Source organism: Xanthomonas sp. 4461 (genome assembly GCF_024806475.1).
Taxonomy (GTDB): domain Bacteria; phylum Pseudomonadota; class Gammaproteobacteria; order Xanthomonadales; family Xanthomonadaceae; genus Xanthomonas; species Xanthomonas arboricola_F.
The window spans coordinates 582,837-603,736 of record NZ_JANTYV010000001.1 but is presented as its reverse complement, the minus strand read 5'-3'; the positions used below and the strand labels follow the sequence as shown (position 1 = coordinate 603,736).

The following is a 20,900-nucleotide window of genomic DNA, read 5'->3' as shown; positions in this document are numbered from 1 at the left end:
TCGCAGCGCCGCCGATCAAGACGGAATGTTCTGTGAGCACCGCCGGGAGATTGCATCGGTGCCGGGGTCGACTGCGCTGCGCCGGTGCGCCGGGTCGGTGCTACAGCAGGCTTGCCTGTGCGGGCAGGTCGATCTCGCCACGCCGCGAGGCCAGCCGATCGGCCAGGCGCGTGGGCTCGGGCAGGCGATGGGCGCGCAGCGTGCGCAAGGTCCAGTCGAGTGCCCCGTGCATCGAGACGCGATGCCCGGGCGAGACGATCAACGGATTGCAGCGCGGCTTGCTGCGCAGTGCCCAGCCGATCTGCGTGCCGCCCAGCAGGATCGGGCTGTGGTCGCCGCGGTCGGCACCGGGCTCCACGAAGGTTCCGGCCAGCCGTTGCTTGGCCACGCCGATGCTGGGCCGCCCGGTCACCACGCCGAAGTGCGCGGCGATGCCGAGCTTGCGCGGATGCGCGATGCCCTGGCCATCGACGAACACCAGATCCGGCGTACGCGACAGCAGTGCCAGCGCCTGCAGCAACGCCGGCAATTCGCGAAAGCTGAGCAGGCCAGGCACATACGGCATCGAGGTGGGCACGCGCGCCACATGCGTTTCCAGCGGACGCAAGGTCTGTGCGTCCAGCAGCACGGCGGCGGCCCGTGTGGTCTGGCCATCGTCTTCGAAGCCGACATCGAAACCGGCCAGCAACTGTGGCGTGGCGACGACTTCGTCCCGCAACACCACGCGGTGTGCCAGTTGCTGCTGCAACTGTCGCGCCTGTGCGGCGCTGCCGTCCCAATCGGCGAATACGGGAGCGATGCTGGACATGGCAGCAGCATCGCGCCCCGCACGTGGGCAGATCGTGCACGCCAGCGATGCGCCGGCTGCCGCTACAATCGCAGGCTGATCGGCCCCCAATCGGAGAACCGTAGTGACCCGCAAACTCGTACTGCTGCGCCATGGCCAGAGCCAATGGAACCTGGACAACCGCTTCACCGGCTGGGTGGACGTGGAACTCACCGAGCAGGGCCGCCAGGAAGCCACCGCGGCCGGCAAGCTGATGAAGGACGAAGGGCTGCAGTTCGATGTTGCCCACACCTCGGTGCTCAAGCGCGCCATCCACACGCTGCAGGGCGCACTGAAGGAACTCGATCAGGACTGGCTGCCAGTGTCCAAGAGCTGGCGCCTCAACGAACGCCATTACGGCGGCCTGCAGGGGTTGGACAAGGCCGAAACCGCGGCCAAGCACGGCGAAGAGCAGGTCAAGATCTGGCGCCGCTCGTACGACATCCCGCCGCCGGCGATGGACGTCAACGATCCGGGCCACCCCTGCCACGACCGTCGCTACGCCACGCTGGATCGCAATGCATTGCCGGGCACCGAGTCCTTGGCGACCACGCTGGTGCGCGTGTTGCCGTATTGGCACGACGCCATCGCGCCGCAGCTGAAAGCCGGGCAGACCGTGCTGGTGACCGCGCACGGCAATTCGTTGCGCGCGCTGTACAAGTACCTCAATGACGTCTCCAACGAGCAGATCCTGGAGCTCAATATCCCCACCGGCATCCCGCTGTTGTTCGAGCTGGACGACAACCTGCAGGTGCAGAGCTACCGCTATCTCGGCGATCCAGAAGCGGCCAAGCGTGCGGCCGAGGCGGTAGCCAACCAAGGCAAGGCGAAGTAGGCCTATGCCCGATGCCGCGCGTGCAGGCGCGGCGTGGAGTATCCACGGCGCAGCGAGCGCGTTGCGGTACTTCCATCCGGTACGCCGGGTGCTGCGTGGTTCAGCGCCCGGCGTCTCACGCATGCAGGGACGACAGGATGTCCGCCAGACGTAGGCACCAGAACGTGAGCGCCACCTACTGCCGTGCCTATCTGGTCACGGTAGGGGTTTTGCTGGCAGGCGCCAGCGCTGCATTCGGGATAGTGGCCGCCGGCAGCGTCTCCAGCGACGCACTGCTGGTGGCGCTGCTGATCTGCATCATGGGTGTGTTGCTGCTGGCGTTCGGGCTGTTTGGGCCTTCGCGCCCTATGGAATCCTGGGCGGGCGCGGCCTCCGGGCATGAAGTCGCGCTCGTGCTGATGCTGTTGGCGTATCCGGTGTATCTGCTGATGGCGCCGTTTTACGCGCGGAAATGACTGCACTCGGCAGCGCGTCCATGCGCCGGAGTGCAGTGCTTGATCGGTCGACGATAGAACATGGTGAATGTCCGCCTGGATGGGGCGCAGATGATCTGTCGACGGCGTTGATGTGTTTTCGATAAGGCGCGGCATCCAACGTCACGCTGTTCTGGTGCCGCTGCAAGCATTTGTGTGGTTGTCTCACAGACGGCTACCTACTTTTTTCGACTGCGTACGACGTGGTCTTGTGCCTTGGAGAATCCAATGAAGTTGAGCAAGTTCGCCACGCTGTCGCTTGCGGTGGCCAGTGTGGTTGCGCTATCTGCGTGCGGCGCCTCCGACGACTCCGCCAAGGCGGCGCCCACCACCCCGCGGGCGGTACCGACCAAGGTGGATGTCTCCAAGCTCGATGCGCCGATCGTGGCGTTCGCTAGCGCCGATCTGGATCCGGCCATCAACGCGTGCCAGGACCTCAACGGCTTCGTCAACGCCAAATGGCTCAAGGCACACCCGGTGCCGTCCGATCGCAGCAGCTGGGGCAGTTTCGAAGTACTCGCCGAGCGCTCGTTGACCATCCAGCACGCGCTGGTGGAACAGTTGGCGCGCGGCAATCTGTCGGCCGGCTCGGTGGATGCCAAGATCGCCGACCTGTGGCGGACCGGCTCGGACGAGGTGGCCATCGACAAGGCCGGCATTGCCCCGCTGCAGCCGCAGTTGAAGGCCATCGATGCGCTGACCGACGCGCCTGCCATCGCGGCATGGCTGCGCGACAGCTACGCGCAGGGCCAGGGTTTCGTCTTCTCGTTCGGTGCCAATGCCGACTACAAGAATTCCGAACAGATGATCGCCTATGCAGGGCAGGGCGGTCTGGGCTTGCCCGAGAAGGGCTACTACACCGATCCGGCGCAGGCCAGGATCCGCGAGCAGTATGTGGCCTACATCGCGCGGGTGCTGGAGTTGTCCGGCATTCCTGCCGCGCAGGCGGCCACGCAAGCCAAGGCCGTGATGGCGTTCGAGACCCGCCTGGCGGCCGCCTCGCTTTCGCGCATCGAGTTGCGCGACCCGGCCAAGCGCTACAACCCGGTCGATGTGGCCGGCGCCAACGCAGTGACGCCGCACTTTGACTGGCAGGCGTTCTTCACCGCGCTCAAGGTGCCGGCCGGGACGTTTTCGCTGAGCCAGCCAGGCTATTTCGCCGAGCTCGATGCGATGCTGGCCGACACGCCGGTGGAGACCTGGAAGGCGTACCTGCGTTTCCACAGCGTGGATGAGGCGGCGCCGTATCTGGCCAAGCCGTTCGAGCAGGCCAATTTCGATTTCTACTCGAAGACGCTGCGCGGCCAGCAGGACATGCTGCCGCGCTGGAAGCGCACCTTGAATGCGGTCAACGAAGCGATGGGCGAGGCGTTGGGCCAGCTGTATGTGCAGTCCGCGTTCCCCGCCGAATCGAAGGAACAGATGCAGCAGCTGGTGCAGAACCTGTCGGTCGCCCTGAAGGCACGGCTGGAAAAACTCGACTGGATGAGCGCGGACACCAAGCAGCGCGCGCTGGAAAAGTGGGCCAGTTTTACGCCCAAGATCGGTTACCCGGATCAATGGCGGGATTGGTCCGGCCTGGAGACGCGCGGCGATGGGTTCCTGGCCAACATGCAGGCCGCGCAGGCGTTCAACTACCGCTACATGCTGGACAAGATCGGCAAGCCGGTCGACAAGCGCGAGTGGCATATGACCCCGCAGACGGTCAACGCGTACTACAACGCCACCCGCAACGAGATCGTGTTCCCGGCGGCGATCCTGCAACCGCCGTTCTTCGATCCCAAGGCCGATCCGGCGCTCAATTACGGGGGGATCGGCGCGGTGATCGGGCACGAAATGATGCATGGCTACGACGACTCGGGCAGCCAGTTCGATGCCAAGGGCAACTTCGCTACCTGGTGGACCGATGCGGACCGCAAGTTGTTCACCCAGCGCACCGATCAGTTGGTGGCGCAGTTCGATGGCTACGAAGCGATTCCCGGCGTGCACGTCAAGGGCAAGCTGACCCTTGGAGAAAACATCGGCGACCTGGGCGGCCTGACGGTGGCCTACGACGCCTTGCAGATGGCGCTGAAGGAACAACCCGACGCCAACAAGGACATCGACGGCCATTCGCAGGATCAGCGCTTTTTCATGAACTGGGCAACGGTATGGCGTCGTAATTTCACCGATGGCGAACTGCGTGTGCGGCTGAACACCGACCCGCATGCACCGGCGAATTTCCGCGCCAATGGCGCGCCGTCAAACATGCCGGCATTTGCACAGGCGTTTGCATGCAAGCCCGGCGATGCGATGGTGCGTGCGGACAAGGATCGCGTGGCGATCTGGTAAGCAGGCGTTGGAACGATTGCGTTCGCCGTGGTGGGCGCAATCGTTTTTCCTGGTGCCGGCATCGATCGAGCAGACGCCTGTTTCCAGCGCAGAGATCAATCGTCGGGGCGCGTCAAAAAATCTCGGCGGAATCGCTGCCTGCGCGTCGGCGCCGATGTGGCTTGCGAGCGGTCGCAGCGACGATCTTCAACGCAAAACCGCTTGTTTGCAGCATTGTTGAGGCCGCTCGCGTGCCAGCCTGTGCACACGCAGCTACCAGCGCTGCATCTACACTGCGGCGCTGGCAATTTCGGGCCCGGCAGTGACCAAGCGTAACGTCTTCAAATGGATCGGCATCGGCATGCTGGTTCTAGTGCTGGGCAGTGTGCTGTCGCTGTACGGCTATGGCCGTTTTGCCGATCGCCAACGCGGGCCGGTGAGTCACGCGCTGCCGGCGACGGCCGTGACCACGTCGATCGACCAGGCGGTTGCACCTTTGCAGCAGGCGCATGCCGACCAGACCGGCATGGTGATCCTGTCCGACAACATCGATGCGTTTGCCGTGCGTGCGCTGACCGCGCGTGCGGCTGGGCGCAGCCTGGATCTGCAGTACTACATCTGGCACGCAGATTTCACTGGCAACCTGCTGCACAACGAGCTGCTGCGCGCGGCTGATCGCGGGGTGCGCGTGCGGTTGCTGCTGGACGACATGAATATCCATGGCAGCGATTCGGTCCTGGCGGCGCTCGACAGCCACCCGATGATCGAGATCCGTCTGTTCAATCCCACCCGCGCGCGCGAAGGCACGTTGATGCGCGGGGTGGAGATGGTGTTGCGCATGTTCAGCATTAACCGGCGCATGCACAACAAGGCCTGGATTGCCGACGGACGGATTGCGGTGGTCGGTGGGCGCAATGTGGGCGACGAATACTTCGATGCCGCGCGCGATACCAATTTCATGGACATGGACGCCGCCTTACTGGGGCCGACGGTGCAGCAGGCCGAGCGCAACTTCGATGCCTACTGGAACAGCCCGAATGCCTTGCCGCTGGCCGCGCTGGTGACCGCAAAACCGCAGGCGCTGGAAGCGCTGCGCGGCAGCCTGGATGCCGGCATGGCCTCGGCACGCGCGCACCCGTATGTGGAGCGCTTGCGGCGCTCGCCCGGCGTGCATGCGTTGATGCAGGGCGACCGCCCGGTGCATTGGCTCGCGCATGCGCGCATCGTGTCCGACCCGCCGGAAAAAGCCGATGGCGCGCAGCCGCAAGCGGACTGGATGACGCCGGTACTGATCGGCGAGATGGCGCATGCGCAGCGCGAGTTGAAGGTGATCTCGCCGTACTTCGTGCCGGGCGAGGAAGGCATGCGCTGGATCGGAGATCTGCGTCGGCACAAGGTGCGTGTGAACATCCTCACCAACTCGCTGGCGGCAAACGACGTGGTGGCCGTACACAGCGGCTACGCCGATTACCGCGTGCCGCTGTTGCAGCAGGGCGTGCACCTGCATGAGCTCAAGCCGATGGGCAAGCCGGATGGAAGCCTGTTCGGGTCCAGCGGCGCCAGCCTGCACACCAAGGCGTTTGTGGTGGACGACACGCGCGGTTTCATCGGCTCGTTCAATCTCGACCCGCGCTCGATGAATCTCAATACCGAGATGGGCCTGCTGTTCGAGGACCGTACCGTCACTGCGGAGCTCGAGCGTCTTTACAACCACAAGGTCAGTGCGGCAGTGAGTTATCGGGTCACCCTGGAACAGGGCGCGCTGCACTGGCACGACGATGCCGCGCAGCCGCCGCGCGTCTGGACGCGCGAGCCGGAAGCCAGTGTCTGGCGCCGCAGCGCTGCGAAGCTGCTTGGCTGGTTACCGCTGGATTCGCAGCTGTAAGGCTTGGCGGCGCCTGCGCTGGTCACGCATGTCGAACGCTTACGGTGATGTGCTGCGGCTGACAAAACCGCTGCGCTCGCTGCCGGCCCGGCGTGGCCGGTGCCCGCTGCGGCAGATGGCATCCGGACGCACCGACTGGATCGTGCCGTCCACACCTGGCTGACGACTGCGCGCTAGGGGGCGTTGCCGCGCTTAGTGCATACGGGAACGGGAAAGGGGAGATTCCGCGCGCGCCCGCGCATCGCCTGCAGCGCGTTGCGAAACGGGCTGTGCCAGCAAGGCTGCACGTGCCTGTGCCCAGTCGGGGCGGGGCTCTGTCTGCGGGCAATGCACGGCCGGCAGCAGTTGCAGCGCTGGCTGGCCGCAGTGCGCGTCGTCGACCACACGGGCAGCGGGTGCCAGCAATGCAGCACAGCCGATGGTGGCACCTGCCGCGATGACGGGGTCGACAATCACCGAGTCGACACTGACCGGATCGATAAACAGGCCATCGTCAAGATCGCGCGTCGTCATGTTGCACCTCCGGTCCCGGGACGGCGATGCCGCCGCTTCGGGTGACCCGCGCAATGCTGGGTCTTCAATCAGGTTAGCGGCAGCAACGGCGGATCTTTAGGCCGCCGTGGACGCCAACGCAGCGGCAGCGCGGGCTGTGGCCGGAAGACCCGGCCCACGTGGCGGGCGCCGGACTGCCGCGTGTATCGCGGTCTTGAATGCGCCGCCAGGCGCCAGGCGTGGGCCGCGTTGTGCACGCCCGCGGTCGACGCTACCTGGGCGCCGCAGGCGGTGCCTACTGCAGCTGCGTTACGATCTCCCGCGCCATCGCACCCAGCGGCAGGATGCGATCCGCACCACCGCGTTTGATCGCTTCCTTGGGCATGCCGAACACGATGCTGGTGTGTTCGTCCTGCGCCACCGTGCGCGCGCCGGCCTGGCGCATTTCCAGCAGCCCGGCGGCGCCGTCGTCGCCCATGCCGGTCATGATGATGCCCAGCGCATTGCTGCCGGCCGCACGCGCGGCCGAGCGGAACAGCACATCCACCGACGGACGGTGCCGGTTGACCGGCGGGCCTTCCATCACTTCGACGAAATATTGCGCGCCGCTGCGGCGTAGCAGCAGATGTTTGCCGCCCGGCGCGATCAACGCGCGCCCCGGCATCACCCGGTCGTTGTTGGCCGCTTCCTTCACTGCGATCTGGCACAGGCCGTTGAGGCGGGCGGCGAAGGCGGCGGTGAATTTCTCCGGCATGTGCTGCACGATCACGATGCCCGGGCACACGCGCGGCAAGGCAGTGAGCACTTCTTCCAGCGCCTGGGTGCCGCCGGTCGAGGTACCGATCGCGACGATGCGCTCGGTGGTCTGCGCCAGCGCACGCCCGCTTTGCGCGGGGAGGATCACGTCGGCGGTGTGCTTGACCTCCGCTTCCAGCGGCACGGCGGCCACGCGTGCGGCCAGGCGCTTGACGTTGGCGCGTGCGGCGCTGCGCACCGTGGCGACCAGTTCGTCGGCAGAATCGGTCAGGAATTGCTTGAGTCCCAGGCGCGGCTTGGTCACCACCGCCACCGCACCGGCGGCCAGGGCATCCATGGTGACGCGCGCGCCTTTTTCGGTGAGCGTCGAACAGATCACCACCGGGGTGGGGCGCTCGCTCATGATCTTGCGCAGGAAGGTGATGCCGTCCATGCGCGGCATCTCCACATCCAGCACGATCACGTCCGGCCATTGCTTGCGCATCTTCTCGATCGCCAGCAGCGGATCGGCCGCGGTGGCGATGACCTCGATGTCGGCCGCGTCGTTGAGCACACCCACCAATACCTGGCGCACCACCGCCGAGTCGTCGACGACCATGGCCTTGATGGAATCGGTGCGGGCACCAGGGCTGGCGGCAGGGCGGTTGAAGGCTGTGGACACAGTGAATCCTTGGCTCAGGCCTTGCGGAAGATCGAGGGTGCCACCTGGACCAGATCGATGTCGAGTTCGCTCAGGCTCTCCGAATGGCCGATGCAGAAATGCCCGCCGGATTTGAGGGTGGCGAGCACGCGCAGGATGACTTCGCGCTTGGTCTGCCCATTGAAATAGATCATGACGTTGCGCAGGAAGATCGCATCGAAGCTCCCCAATGCAGGCAACGCGGCGTTGAGGTTGGCGTGCACGAACTGCACCCGCTCGCGCAGGCGCCGTTCCACCAGCAAGGTGCCGGCATACTCGCCCTGGCCGCGCAGGCAGTAGCGCTTGAGATACGCCTGCGGAATGCCGTCGATGCGTTGCAGCGCGTAATGCCCGGTGCGCGCCTTGGCCAGCATGCGCGTGCTGATGTCGGTGCCGACCACCTCGAACGGGCGTCCCTGCAAGGTGTCGTCCAGCACCATCGCCATGCTGTAGGCCTCTTCGCCGCTGGAACTGGCCGCGCTCCAGCAACGGAACGGCAGCCCGCCGCGATGTTCGCCGGCCAGCTTGCGCAGCAGCTCGAAGTGCTTGGGCTCGCGGAAGAAATAGGTTTCGTTGGTGGTCAGCAGGTCGATCGCGGTCTGGATCTCCGCACGGTCTTGGCGGCTTTCCAGCAACTGCAGATACTGCGTGTAGTTGCTGAACTGATGTTCGCGCAGGCGCTTGCCCAGGCGGCCGCACAACATGGCTTTTTTACCCGACGAAATGCTGATGCCGGCGGCTTCGAAGATGAAACGCTGGAAGCGGCCGAACTCCTGCTCGGTGATGGCGGTAGCGGTACTCATCGGCTCAGGCCACATCCGCATCGCTGCTGAGCGTGGTGTCGCTCAATCGGGCGATACGCACGGCATGCTCGCGCCACCAGTCCGACAGCATCGGCCCGGGCATCGGCGACCCCATCAGATAGCCTTGCGCCAGATCGCAGCCCAGCTCGCGCAGCAGGCGCCAATCGTCCGGGGTTTCCACGCCTTCTGCCACGGCCGTCAGTTCCAGGCGATGGGCCAGCTCCAGCGTGGATTCGAGCACCGTACGCTGGCTGCGGCTGCGATGCGCGGCCTGCACGAAGCTGCGGTCCAGCTTGAGTTCGGTGAACGGGATGCTGGCCAGACGTTGCAGCGACGAGAAGCCGGTGCCGTAATCGTCGATGGACAGCCCGAAACCGTGCAGGCGCAGGCGCGCAAGCATGCTCAGCGCATTGGCCGGTTCCACGATGGCGCTTTCGGTCAGCTCCAGCACAAGATCCGCCGGACGCAGTCCGTTGTCGCTGAGCTTGGCGCACAGTTGTTCGAGAAAATCCTCTTCGCTGAGCAACCGGGGCGACAGGTTCAACGCCAGGCTCAGCTGAAAACCTTCGCTGCGCCAATCCACCAGCTGCGCAATCGCCTTGTCGATCACCTGTTGGGTCAGGGCGTGGATCAAGCCTTCGCGCTCTGCCAGCGGAATGAAGCGATCCGGCCCGATCATGTCGCCTTGCGGACGGCGCCATCGCGCCAGCGCTTCCACGCCGCGCAGGCGGCCATCTTTCAGATCGAGTTTGGGTTGATAGGCCACGCGGATTTCGCCGCGCCGCATCGCGCGGTCCAGGCGCGAGGCCGCCGCGCCGCCGCTGGACATCAACGGCGAGATCGCCGTTTGCACGAAGCTCGGCACGCTGGCGCTGGATTCGGGCTCGCACTCCAGCACGGTGGCCAGGTCCTGCAGGTTCATCGGTTTCTCGATGCCGCCCAACACACGCACGCCGGCGCTGCGGCTGAGCTGCATCACCGCATCGATCAGCGCGCCGCCGCGTTGCGACACCACCACCACCGGCACGTTGTGCTTGCCGCGCGCCAGCGCATCGAGCAGTTGCACGCCGTCCATGCCCGGCATTTCCAGGTCGATCAGCAACAGCGAGGGCGCGGTGGCGTGGACCAGCCAGGCCAACGCGGCGTGGCCATCGACGGCGCCATCGACCGTGCTGGCGCCGAGCTGGCGACACAAGGCCATGGCGTGCTCGCGTTGCACCACGCTGTCGTCGACCACCAGCACCGGGCCGGTGAGCGTGCAGTTGCAGGAGAGGAGGGCGGGGCGCATGGGAATCCTTGCGTGCATGCGGCAGTCAGGCCGCCAACGTGGCGGCGGGGAGCTGGGCGAGCGCATCGCGGCCCAGTACGGCATCGGCATCGAGCAGGATCACGAAACGCTCGCCTATCTTGCCCATGGCATGGATGAAATCGCGCGAGATGCCGGCGCCGAAGCTGGGCGTCTGGACGATGTCACCCGGTGCGATCTCCAGCACTTCGCTGACCGCATCCACCAGCAGGCCGAGCACGTGGTGTGCATCGCCCTGCGCGATCTCCACGATCACGATGCAGCTGCGCTTGGTGATGGCGCTGGCATCGCGGCCGAAACGCTGCTGCAGGTCCACCACCGGCACCACCGCGCCGCGCAGGTTGATCACCCCGCGTAGCGCCGCCGGCATCATCGGCACGTCGGTGGGGACGCGGTATTCGATGATTTCCTTGATGCCCAGGATGCCCAGGCCGAACATTTCCCCGGCCAACAAAAAGGTCAGGTACTGCTGCGGTGCCGTCGGCGACGGTGCGGTGCTGGTGCTGTGCGCGTGCATCGTCGGCTCCTCAGAAGCTGGCGAACTGCGATTCGTCGATGGTGTCGGCGGTTGCCGCCACCACGCCGAGCTGACGCACGTTGGTGCGGCGTGGCGGTGCGCTGGTCGGCGCGGAGTGGCTGGCCTGCACGACACGGCGTGGGCCGCTCTTGGTGCCTGCGCCGCGCCCGCCATTGCCCAGGCGGAAGAAGCCCATCAATTGCTGCAGCTGCTCGGCCTGCGCGCTCATTTCCTCGGAGGTGGCGGCCAGTTCTTCGGCATTGGCGGCAGCCGACTGCGTGGTCTGGTTCAACTGACCCACCGCGGTATTGATCTGGCTGACCCCGGCGGTCTGTTCTTCGGAGGCTGCCGCGATTTCCTGCACCAGGTCGGAGGTGCGGCGGATCGAGGGCACCATCTCGCCGAGCACACGGCCGGCGCTTTCGGCCAGTTCCACGCTGGAGCCGGCCACCTCGCCGATTTCCTGCGCGGCGATCTGGCTGCGCTCGGCCAGCTTGCGCACTTCGGCGGCCACCACCGCAAAGCCCTTGCCGTGTTCGCCGGCGCGCGCCGCTTCGATCGCAGCATTGAGCGCCAGCAGGTTGGTCTGGTAGGCGATGTCGTCGATGATGCCGATCTTCTTGGCGATGTCCTTCATCGCCACCACGGTGGCGCGCACGGTGTCGCCACCGTCGGCCGCTTCGCTGGCGGCCTTAGCGGCCATGCTGTCGGTGACGCGTGCGTTCTCGGTGTTCTGCGCGATGGAGGCGGTCATCTGTTCCAGCGAGGCGCTGGTTTCTTCAACGCCGGCCGCCTGTTCGCTGGCGGCCTGCGCCAGCGCCTGCGCGGTGGCGCTGACCTCTTCCGAGGCGCTGGCCAGATTCTCGGCGTTGCGGTTGACCTCATCGACGATCTCGGTGAGCCGGCTCATGGTGGTGTTGACGTAGCGCTGCATGTCGGCAAACGCGCCTTCGTAGCGGCCTTCCACGGTATGGGTGAGGTCGCCGTCGGCCATCGCGCCCATCACCTGGATGACTTCGGAAATGCTGCGCAGGTTGCCGCGCGCCCGTTCCACGGTGTCGTTGATGAAGGCCTTCTTGCCCGGCAGCGGCGCCAGCGGCGCATCGAAGTTGCCACGGCCGAACTCGGCCACCACGCCCATCGCCAGCTTTTTGACCGCGATATGCGCGCCGACCATCTGGTTGATGCCCAGCGCCATGCTGCGGAAGTCGCCATCGAAGCGCGCGCTGTCGATGATCACGTCGATATCGCCGGCTTCGTGCTCGGCCGACATGTGGTTGATCTCGGCGATCAGTCCGGTGAGGTTGCCGCGCACCTGGTCGATGGTCTCGTTGATGAAGCGCTTCTTGCCCGGCAGCTGCGGCAGTTGTGCGGTGAAGTTGCCGCGACCGAACTCGGCCACGCAGGCGATGGCCTGCTTCTTGACCGCGATATGCCCTGCCACCATCGCATTGATGCCTTCGGCCATGCGACGGAAATCGCCGGTGAAGCGCTGCGTGTCGATGACCACGTCGATATCGCCGCCATCGTGCTCGGCTGCCATGCGGTTGACCTCGGCGACCAGGCCGGTGAGGTTGCCGCGGATCTGGTCCACCACCTCGTTGATGAAGGCCTTCTTGCCTGGCAGGCGTTCCAGCTCGGCGGAAAAATTGCCGCGGGCGAATTCGGCCACGCAGGCCATGGCCTGCTTCTTCACCGCGATATGGTTGGCGACCATGCGATTGATGCCTTCGCCCATGGTGCGGAAGTCGCCGTCGAAACGTGCCACATCGATGCGTGCATCGATTTCGCCGGCATCGTGTTCGCGCGAGACGCGATTGATCTCTTCATTGACGTGGCGGATGCCGCCCTGCAGCTTGCGCAAGCCGCGCAGCACCTCGCCGGCATGCTCGTCGCGTGTCTGCGGCAGGGCGACATCGAAGTTGCCGCGCGAGAATGCGTCCAGCGTGGTCGTCGCCAGGTCCAGCGCGCCGCCGGCGATGCGGATCGCCCACACCAGCAGTGCGCCGCTGATGAGTGCTGCCACGACGCTGGCGCCGAGCAGGGCCGCGTGCGACAGCGTCAGCGCAAAGCCGGCGACGATCACGAGGACGGGCAGGGCCACCGCAAGCGCGGCGGTGAACCATAACTGGGTAGCGATCGGAAGACGGTGTGACATGGCGATGATTCCTGGAGTCAGGTAACAACGAACGACGCGGGTTGTGGGAGCGGGACGACGAACGCTCAGGCCGCCAACGCGTCCTGGTTGGGATGCAACTGTTGAATCAGGCTGGGCACATCCAGGATCAGCGCTACATCGCCGCTGCCCAGGATGCTGGAGCCACTGATGCCCTTGACCTGTGCGAAGACCTTGGACAGCGGTTTGATCACCGTCTGCCATTCGCCCAGCAAGGTGTCCACGACCAGGCCGAAGCGCTGCGTGCCCTGGCGGATCACCACGATGCTTTCGCGCGCCGGCGTCCTGCCGCCGAGCGCGAACAGTTCACGCAGGCGCACATACGGCAGCACGCTGCCGCGCAGGTCGATGTAGTCGCTGGCGTAGTCGGGCATGAATTCCACGCACTCTTCCACCACATCCAGCGGCACCACGAACACGGACTTGCCCACGCCCACCTGGAAGCCGTTGATGATGGCCAGCGTCAACGGCAGGCGCACCGAGATGGTGGTGCCCAGCCCGGCAGCGCTGTCGATCTCGACCGTGCCGCGCAGCGCAGTGATGTTGCGTTTGACCACGTCCATGCCGACGCCGCGGCCGGACAGGTTGGTGACTTTTTCGGCGGTGGAAAAGCCCGGCTCGAAGATCATCGCGAACACTTCGCGGTCGCTGAGCTGGCGGCCGGGTTCGATCAGGCCGCGTTCCAGCGCCTTGGCCAGGATGCGGTCGCGGTTCAAGCCGCCGCCGTCGTCGGTGATCTGGATGACGATGCTGCCGGAGTCGTGATACGCGTTGAGGCCCACCGTGCCGCGTGCGGGCTTGCCACGCGCCACGCGCACGTCCGCCGGCTCGATGCCGTGGTCCATCGCATTGCGCACCAGGTGGGTCAGCGGGTCGCCGATCTTTTCCACCACCGACTTGTCCAGTTCGGTGTCTTCGCCGGCCACGACCAGCGCGATGTCCTTGCCGAGTTCGCGCGCCACATCGTGCACCACGCGCTGGAAGCGGCTGAATGTGCCGCCGATCTTGACCATGCGCAGCTGCAGGGCGCTTTCGCGGACCTCTTCCACCAGCCCGGCCAGGATCGAGGCCGATTCCAGCAGTTGCGCATCGCCGGTGCGCTGTGCATTGGCGTTGGTGCTGGACACGGCAATGATGAGTTCGCCGACCAGATCGATCATGCGATCGAGCTTGTCGGCATCCACGCGGATCGAGCGCGCATCGTTGTTGCGCCCGCCGGCGTCAGGCGCATTGCGGGCCGGCGCCGAAGCGGCATTTGCCGCATTGGGCACGGCCGCAAGCGCGCCGGCCGGTGTTGCGGCAAGCACCGGCTCGCTGACCAGCAGCGTGGCGGCATCGGTCGGTGCAGGCACTGCAGCGATGTCCAGGTCGCAATCGTCGCGGACGAATTCGAACACGTCTTCGATCGCGGCGCGGTCGGCGTCGCTGCGCAGCAGGATCTGGAAGCCGAGGTAATTGGCTTCCGGGTCGAGGTCTTCAAACCGTGGCAACTGGCTGTAGTCGGTACCGATCGATTCCACCGAGCCCAGGCCACGCAGATTGCGGATCAGCTTGAGCGGCGAGTTGCCGAAGCGCAGGGCATCGGCGAAGAGTTTGAGCGAGATGCGCCAGTAACCGCTCTGTTTTTCGGGCGTACTGTGCTGGATGGCGGCGGCGGTGACGCCGCAGGCGCTGCCTTGCAGGTAGGTCTGCAATTGCGCCAGCAGCGGTTCGGCTTCGGCAGCCAGCGCATCGGCATCGGCATGGCTGGGGTCGGCGGCGGTCTCCACCAACGCGTGGATATGATCGCAGCACACCAGCAGCAGCCCGATCAGTTCCGAGCTCAACACGAGCGCTTCCTCGCGCACCAGATCGAGCACGCTTTCCACCACATGGGTAAAGCCGACCAGCTGCGGCAGATCGAACAAACCGCCCGACCCCTTGATGGTGTGCGCGGCGCGGAAGATCGCATTGACCGCATCCGGCGAGGAGGCGCCACGCTCGGCTTCGAGCAGGTGCCGTTCCATGTCTTCGAGCAGGTCCCGGCTCTCGGCCAGGAAGGTCTGCATCAGTTGGTTCATGTCCATGCGCGCGTCACCAGTCCGTTAGTGAATGTGTTCGCCGAGGCCGGCAACCGCATGCGGATACAGCGCTTCGAGCAGGCCGAGCAGTTCGATCACATCGACTACCGCACGGCTGGAATCGGTCAGCGAAAATGGCCGTCCATCGGCCTGGATCGCCTGCTTGGTGGCCAGCAACAATTGCAGGCCGGTGGTGTCGATTTCGCTCACCGCCGCCAGATCCAGATGCACGCCACCCGGATGCGCCAACGCCGGCTGCAACAGCGGCTTGAGTTCGGCAGCGCGGCGAATGGTCATCTCGCCCTCAAGGGCAAGCGTCAGCGGCGCGGGCAGGTCGGGAGATGGAGTGTTCATTGGTGCCTCAAGCGATGGCGCACGTTGGGTGCGATGACGCGGGGGAGAAGGGCGCGGTGACATGGAACTGCGTATGGGTCTGCACGCAGGGTCATGCCGGTCTATGCAGGTATCGGCGCCTCGCTGGAATATTTAGGACAAATTCAGCCGAATGACGGAAATGCGAAATCATCGGCAGTTTTTGAATTAACTGCTCAGCTTTGTCGCAACCAGACTCATAAGGCGTTTGTCCCGGACAGTCCCCTGGACAAGGCACGCGTGTCTAGACGCACGGCAGGGCAGTGCACTTAGCAAGGGCAAGGGTTGCGAGCCCGTTGCGGGTGATGCAGATGGGCGCGATATCGGAACAGGCGCGCGCGCACGTCATGCAAACGGTGGCGCTTGCCGGCCTGCATGGTGCCCGGTGTTGTTGAGTCTGTTTGCAACGCCGTCAAACGCAGCGTTGCGCTTCAGCCCGGTGCCAGCGCAGCCATCAAACCGCGTGCGGCATTGAACCGATCCGCTCCTTCGGGCAGCGGCAGCTTGATGCGCAGTTTGTCCGGGCCATCCATGGTGTAGAGCTTGGGCTGCTTCTGGATCATCTGGATGATGGTCATCGGGTCGATCGACGGCTTGGCCTCGAACACCAGACGCCCGCCATTTTCGCCAAGATCCAGCTTGCGGATACCCAGCGCGTTGGCCTGCAGCTTGAGCTCGGCAATGGCGAACAGGTGCTTGACCGGGTCGGGCAGCAAGCCGAAGCGGTCGATCATCTCCACCTGCAATTCGCGCAACGCATCGGGGTCGCGCGCACTGGAAATGCGCTTGTACAACGTCAGCCGCGTATGCACGTCGGGCAGGTAATCCTCGGGAATCAGCGAGGCCACGTGCAGCTCCACCTCGGCGCCACGCGCCTCTTCGCCGGCATCCAGGTCGGGCAGCTTGCCCTGGCGGATGCTGCGTACCGCGCGCTCCAGCAGCTCGGTGTACAGGCTGAAACCGACCTCGGCCATCTGGCCGCTCTGGTCTTCGCCGAGCAATTCGCCGGCGCCGCGGATTTCAAGATCGTGCGTGGCCAGCGTAAAGCCCGCGCCCAGCTCGTCCATCGAGGCGATGGCTTCCAGGCGTTTTTCCGCATCGGAGGTCATCGAGCGCCGGTCCGGCACCACCAGGTACGCATAGGCGCGGTGATGCGAACGGCCGACGCGGCCGCGCAGCTGATGCAACTGCGCAAGACCGAAGCGGTCGGCGCGGTTGATGATGATGGTGTTGGCATTGGGGATGTCGATGCCCGATTCGATGATCGTGGTCGACAACAGCACGTTGAAGCGCTGCTTCTGGAAATCCAGCATCACCCGTTCCAGCTCGCGTTCGGGCATCTGCCCGTGCGCGATACCGATGCGCGCCTCCGGCACCAGTTCGGACAACTCGCGCTGCATGCGTACGATGCTTTCCACATCGTTGTGCAGGAAGTACAGCTGCCCGCCGCGGCTCAGCTCGCGCTGGAATGCCTCGCGCAGCAGGGTGTTGTCCCAGGCGGTGATAAAGGTCTGCACTGCCAGCCGGTTCGGCGGCGGGGTGGCGATGATGGAGAGATCGCGCAAGCCGGCCATGGCCATATTGAGCGTGCGCGGGATGGGCGTTGCGGTGAGCGTGAGCAGATGCACGTTGGCGCGCATCGCCTTGAGCGCTTCTTTTTGCCGCACACCGAAGCGTTGTTCCTCGTCGACCACCACCAGGCCCAGATCCTTGAACTTCACATCGGGCTGCAACAAGCGGTGCGTGCCGATGATGACGTCGATGTCGCCGCTGGCGACCTTCTCCAGCTCGGCCTTGATTTCCTTGGTGCTCTTGAAGCGCGACAGCACTTCCACCTTCATCGGGTAGTCGGCGAAGCGGTCGCGGAAATTGCGGTAATGCTGTTCGGCCAGCAAGGTGGTCGGCACCAAGACGGCGACCTGCTTGCCGGCGCTGGCGGCGGCAAAGGCGGCGCGCACGGCCACTTCGGTCTTGCCGAAGCCGACATCGCCGCAGACCACGCGGTCCATCGGCTGGCTGCTGCCCAGGTCGCGCAGCGTCGCATCGATGGCCGCCAGCTGGTCGGCGGTTTCCTCGAACGGAAAGCCGGCCGCGAACGGCTCGTACATCGCCCGGTCCACCTGCAAGGCCAGACCGGCGCGCGCGCGGCGGCGGGCCTGGATTTCCAGTAACTCGGCTGCCACGTCGCGGACCTTTTCGGCGGCCTTGCGCTTGGCCTTGGTCCATTGCTCGCCGCCCAGCGAATGCAGCGGCGCGGTTTCGGCCGAGGCACCGGAATAGCGGCTGATCAGGTGCAGCTGCGCCACCGGCACGTAGAGCCGGTCGCCCTTGGCGTATTCGATTTCCAGGAACTCGCCGGGCATGCCGCCGGCGTCGAGCACGATCAGCCCGCGGTAGCGGCCCACACCGTGATCTTCGTGCACGATCGGCGCGCCTTCGGACAGTTCGCCCAGGTCGCGGATGATCGCTTCCGGCTCACGCCCGACCCGGCGCGTGCGGCGCGGCTGGTTGGCCCGCTCGGGAAACAGCTGGCGCTCGGTCAGCACCGCAATCTGCGGGTCGTCCAGCGCAAAGCCGTCTTCCAGCGCTGCCACGGTGATGCCGAAACGCAGTTTGGGCGCCGCCAGGAAAGCCGGCACATCGGCCACGACATCCGGTTTGAGCTGGGCGGCGGCCAGCACTTCCATCAGCGCTTCGCGGCGGCCGGCCGAATCGGCGGCAACCAGCACACGGCCCGGATAATGGCCAAGGAACGACGCCAGCGCTTGGCCGGCCGGCGCGTCCTTTGCGGCAACCGGCAGCGGCGGCAACGGTTGCTCGCCGAGCGCGGCGGCCTCGTCGATGCGCGCGTGGTCGCTGGCCCACACCTCGATACGCGCCAGCTTGTTGAGCCGCTCGCGCAATGCGTCTGGCGATTGATACAGCTCGTCCGGTGGCAGCAGCGGGCGTTCCACATCGTGGCGGCGCTGCTCGTAGCGATTCTGCGCCTGCGCCCAGAACGCATCGGCTGCATTGGACACGCCGGTGGCGACCAGCGGCAATACGCGCTTGTCCAGATAATCGAACAAGGTGGCGGTCTTGCTGAAGAACATCGGCAGGTAATACTCGACGCCGGACGGCGCCAGGCCTGATTTCAGATCCTGATACAGCGCGCTGCGGCGGGTATCCACGTCGAAACGTTCGCGCAGGCAGGCCAGCACCCGCTCGATGCTGGCATCGTCCATCGGCACTTCGCGGCCGGGCAGCAGTTTGACGGCATCGACCTTGTCCAGCGAGCGCTGCGATTCGGGGTCGAAGACGCGGATCGAGTCGATATCCTCGTCCAGCAGCTCCACCCGCAACGGCGTGGATTCACCCATCGGAAACACATCGAGCAAGCCGCCGCGCACGGCAAAATCGCCCGGGTCCATCACCTGCGGCACGTTGCGGTAACCGGCGCTTTCCAGTCGGCGTTTTTCCGCATCCAGATCCAGCCGCTGCCCGACCTTCAGATCGAAACTGCCGCCGACGATGTAGCTCAGCGGTGCCAGCTGCTGCATCAGCGTCTGCACCGGCACGATCACCACGCCACGGGTCAGGCCGGGCAGGCGGTGCAGGGCGGCCAGGCGCTGGCTGATGATTTCCGGGTGCGGGCTGAACTGGTCGTAGGGCAGGGTCTCCCAATCGGGGAACGGCACCACCGGCAACGTGGCGTGCTCGCCGAGCAGGGCATGCAGATCCGCCTCGATCTGATGCGCGCTCTGGTTGTCGCGTGCGATCACCAGCAGCGGACCGGCATGCGCCTCGGCGGCCCGCGCGATCGACCAGGCCAGCGCAGTCGGCGAAGACGGAGCGCGCCAATAGGCGCGGAGCTGGCCGGACTTGGGCAGCGGCGGAGAGGGGAAAGTGGTTGGCGACGGCATCAGCCCGTAATTTTATCAGAGCGCCTGCCGCGGCCGGTCCATCCGGCGTGAAAGCCCGGGGATGAACCTCTGCACACAAGCGTGCTGCAGAGTCCCGTCTCAGGTATCGATGCGCCTGCGTCGGGCAAGCCCTGGGAAGCAAACCGTTGGACCGGATGCTGCCGGAGGCGTAGTCAAATGCCCAATCAAGAGCCCAATCAAAAGCTTGGTGCGTCGAGTGCGCGGCGCCCTCACCGCTTGCGGGACACGCCGTGAATCCGTCCCTGGAGGCTCGGTGGCGGCATCCATGCCGCCACACGGTCCCGCAAGCGGCGAGGGCACCGCACCAGATAGTTGGTCGGCGGCTTTCTTGAAGGCGTGTTGCTCGGCCTGCGGTGGCAGGCGGGACGTTTTCAGGTTGCGCGTTAAAAAGCCTGTCTGTTGCTCGGCTTGCGGTGGGAAGGTGGTGGGAAGCCGGTCGACGCACACGGATCCAACCAGCGCACGTCATGCCTTGCTCATAAATTAGGCACACCGACCATCTCGACTGGTCCTTGACGGCCCACCGTCGCGGGACCTTACGCGGCATGGATGCCGCGTAAGAGCCTCCATGGACGGATTCACGGCGTGTCCCGCGATGGTGGGCGGGCAAGGGCCCGGTAGCCAAGCCGCAGATCAACCGCTCCAAGCCGCTTCACGAATCCCCAATCCCGAATCCCCAATCCCAGCCCCTCAGGCATCCAGCTCGAGCACCATGCGCACCAGCTCCGGCGAATCCGGATGCGCCTGCGGCTTGAAGCCCAGCGATTCGGCCAGCTGCAGCATCGGCACGTTGCTTTGCAGCACGTCGCCGAACAGGCAGTCCAGATACTTGCGGCGCGCCCACTTCACCAGTTTGCGCATCAACTGTCGGCCCAGGCCCTGGCCGGCGACGAAGCTGCTGACCAGGATGGTGTATTCGGCCTGGCGGGTGCCGGGCACCAGCGCCGCACGCGCCACTGCGCCCACCAGGGCTTCGCCCGGGGGCAACTGCTCGGCGGCGACCAGCACGATCTCGGTCTTGGGATTGGGATGGGTCAGGCGCTGCACCATCTCCGGGGTGATTTCGGCGGAGGAGCGCACGAAGCGCGCGCGGATTTCCTCCGGTCCCAGCAGGCTGAAAGCCCCCTGCAGCGGCGGGCCGTCCTCGGGACGGATCGGGCGGAGCAGAAGGGTGCGGCCATTGGGCAGGCTGAAGTTTTCATGCCAGGGGGGCATGCGATTGCGAATGGCCATGACCGGTGTTCCTTAAAGATCGGAAGATTCTGGCACCAGCCCGGCGCGCAACCGTGAATGAATCCGGTGCGCCGCAGAGGGCCAACAAGGGGGTGGCAGTGCTTCCCACGCAACTGTAACGAGCCGAGCCGTGAGCCAGTCGTGAGAGTGTCGGGACAGGCGCTGGCCCGGTGCGGTCAATCCACGTCCGGGCGGCGACGTGGCAACCGGGCGATTCTGCGCGCCATCCCGGCGGCCGGGCAGTCAGTCCGGGA

15 protein-coding genes are annotated in these 20,900 nt (G+C 65.6%); 4 read left to right on the top strand and 11 right to left on the bottom strand.

Translation table 11 applies throughout. The annotated features are described in order from the left end of the window. Positions 1-100: 100 nt before the first annotated feature. Complete coding sequence (gene nfi, locus FHY19_RS02435) at positions 101-808, bottom strand: deoxyribonuclease V (RefSeq protein ID WP_259161246.1); 708 nt, start codon at positions 806-808, stop codon at positions 101-103. 103 nt (positions 809-911) lie between these two features. Here nfi and gpmA point away from each other — a divergent pair, with 103 nt between their 5' ends. The 4 genes from gpmA to FHY19_RS02415 all read left to right on the top strand — a co-directional run bounded on the left by gpmA (position 912) and on the right by FHY19_RS02415 (position 6,329). Beyond that, entirely contained in the window at positions 912-1,661 is a 750-nt protein-coding gene (gene gpmA, locus FHY19_RS02430) for a 2,3-diphosphoglycerate-dependent phosphoglycerate mutase (protein WP_259161245.1), read from the top strand. Positions 1,662-1,798: 137 nt separating this feature from the next. Next, the gene (locus FHY19_RS02425; protein WP_259161244.1) at positions 1,799-2,116 is read left to right on the top strand and encodes a hypothetical protein; all 318 of its coding nucleotides are present in this window, start codon (positions 1,799-1,801) and stop codon (positions 2,114-2,116) included. A gap of 246 nt (positions 2,117-2,362) precedes the next feature. Continuing rightward, positions 2,363-4,465: a M13-type metalloendopeptidase gene (locus tag FHY19_RS02420; protein WP_259161243.1), complete on the top strand. Its 2,103-nt coding sequence runs from the start codon at positions 2,363-2,365 to the stop codon at positions 4,463-4,465. 301 nt (positions 4,466-4,766) lie between these two features. Next, positions 4,767-6,329: a phospholipase D family protein gene (locus FHY19_RS02415; protein ID WP_259161242.1), complete on the top strand. Its 1,563-nt coding sequence runs from the start codon at positions 4,767-4,769 to the stop codon at positions 6,327-6,329. A gap of 192 nt (positions 6,330-6,521) precedes the next feature. On the opposite strand, the gene FHY19_RS02410 is transcribed toward FHY19_RS02415, so the two are convergent. The 10 genes from FHY19_RS02410 to FHY19_RS02365 form a co-directional block, all read right to left on the bottom strand. Continuing rightward, a complete protein-coding gene (locus FHY19_RS02410; protein ID WP_259161241.1) occupies positions 6,522-6,842 on the bottom strand; it encodes a hypothetical protein in 321 nt (106 codons plus the stop codon). 274 nt (positions 6,843-7,116) lie between these two features. After that, positions 7,117-8,256 carry a chemotaxis response regulator protein-glutamate methylesterase gene (locus tag FHY19_RS02405; protein ID WP_259152491.1) on the bottom strand — a complete coding sequence of 380 codons (1,140 nt, stop codon included), beginning with the start codon at positions 8,254-8,256 and terminating at the stop codon, positions 7,117-7,119. Then, the gene (locus FHY19_RS02400; RefSeq protein ID WP_259161239.1) at positions 8,253-9,059 is read right to left on the bottom strand and encodes a CheR family methyltransferase; all 807 of its coding nucleotides are present in this window, start codon (positions 9,057-9,059) and stop codon (positions 8,253-8,255) included. The genes FHY19_RS02405 and FHY19_RS02400 overlap by 4 nt, the downstream gene beginning before the upstream one ends. A 4-nt stretch (positions 9,060-9,063) precedes the next feature. Beyond that, complete coding sequence (locus FHY19_RS02395) at positions 9,064-10,347, bottom strand: EAL domain-containing response regulator (RefSeq protein WP_259151580.1); 1,284 nt, start codon at positions 10,345-10,347, stop codon at positions 9,064-9,066. A 25-nt stretch (positions 10,348-10,372) separates the two neighbouring features. Further along, positions 10,373-10,882 carry a chemotaxis protein CheW gene (locus FHY19_RS02390; protein ID WP_259151578.1) on the bottom strand — a complete coding sequence of 170 codons (510 nt, stop codon included), beginning with the start codon at positions 10,880-10,882 and terminating at the stop codon, positions 10,373-10,375. A 10-nt stretch (positions 10,883-10,892) separates the two neighbouring features. After that, entirely contained in the window at positions 10,893-13,040 is a 2,148-nt protein-coding gene (locus FHY19_RS02385) for a methyl-accepting chemotaxis protein (RefSeq protein ID WP_259151575.1), read from the bottom strand. Positions 13,041-13,105: 65 nt separating this feature from the next. Then, the gene (locus tag FHY19_RS02380; protein WP_259161237.1) at positions 13,106-15,124 is read right to left on the bottom strand and encodes a chemotaxis protein CheA; all 2,019 of its coding nucleotides are present in this window, start codon (positions 15,122-15,124) and stop codon (positions 13,106-13,108) included. Positions 15,125-15,142: 18 nt separating this feature from the next. Then, entirely contained in the window at positions 15,143-15,472 is a 330-nt protein-coding gene (locus tag FHY19_RS02375) for an STAS domain-containing protein (protein WP_055849799.1), read from the bottom strand. 449 nt (positions 15,473-15,921) lie between these two features. Further along, on the bottom strand, positions 15,922-19,392 hold the full coding sequence (gene mfd / locus FHY19_RS02370; RefSeq protein ID WP_259161236.1) for a transcription-repair coupling factor: 3,471 nt from the start codon (positions 19,390-19,392) through the stop codon (positions 15,922-15,924). 711 nt (positions 19,393-20,103) lie between these two features. Continuing rightward, positions 20,104-20,646 (bottom strand): GNAT family N-acetyltransferase, encoded by a 543-nt coding sequence (locus FHY19_RS02365; RefSeq protein ID WP_055849802.1) that lies wholly within the window; start codon positions 20,644-20,646, stop codon positions 20,104-20,106. Between the last annotated feature and the right edge of the window lie 254 nt (positions 20,647-20,900).

Bases quoted from the DNA above. Each gene is read 5' to 3' on its own strand.
- FHY19_RS02380 (WP_259161237.1), bottom strand. From the start codon at position 15,124: ATGGACATGAACCAACTGATGCAGACCTTCCTGGCCGAGAGCCGGGAC.
- FHY19_RS02375 (WP_055849799.1), bottom strand. From the start codon at position 15,472: ATGAACACTCCATCTCCCGACCTGCCCGCGCCGCTGACGCTTGCCCTT.
- FHY19_RS02400 (WP_259161239.1), bottom strand. From the start codon at position 9,059: ATGAGTACCGCTACCGCCATCACCGAGCAGGAGTTCGGCCGCTTCCAG.
- FHY19_RS02425 (WP_259161244.1), top strand. From the start codon at position 1,799: ATGTCCGCCAGACGTAGGCACCAGAACGTGAGCGCCACCTACTGCCGT.
- nfi (WP_259161246.1), bottom strand. From the start codon at position 808: ATGTCCAGCATCGCTCCCGTATTCGCCGATTGGGACGGCAGCGCCGCA.
- FHY19_RS02410 (WP_259161241.1), bottom strand. From the start codon at position 6,842: ATGACGACGCGCGATCTTGACGATGGCCTGTTTATCGATCCGGTCAGT.
- mfd (WP_259161236.1), bottom strand. From the start codon at position 19,392: ATGCCGTCGCCAACCACTTTCCCCTCTCCGCCGCTGCCCAAGTCCGGC.
- FHY19_RS02385 (WP_259151575.1), bottom strand. From the start codon at position 13,040: ATGTCACACCGTCTTCCGATCGCTACCCAGTTATGGTTCACCGCCGCG.
- FHY19_RS02395 (WP_259151580.1), bottom strand. From the start codon at position 10,347: ATGCGCCCCGCCCTCCTCTCCTGCAACTGCACGCTCACCGGCCCGGTG.
- FHY19_RS02390 (WP_259151578.1), bottom strand. From the start codon at position 10,882: ATGCACGCGCACAGCACCAGCACCGCACCGTCGCCGACGGCACCGCAG.
- FHY19_RS02365 (WP_055849802.1), bottom strand. From the start codon at position 20,646: ATGGCCATTCGCAATCGCATGCCCCCCTGGCATGAAAACTTCAGCCTG.
- FHY19_RS02420 (WP_259161243.1), top strand. From the start codon at position 2,363: ATGAAGTTGAGCAAGTTCGCCACGCTGTCGCTTGCGGTGGCCAGTGTG.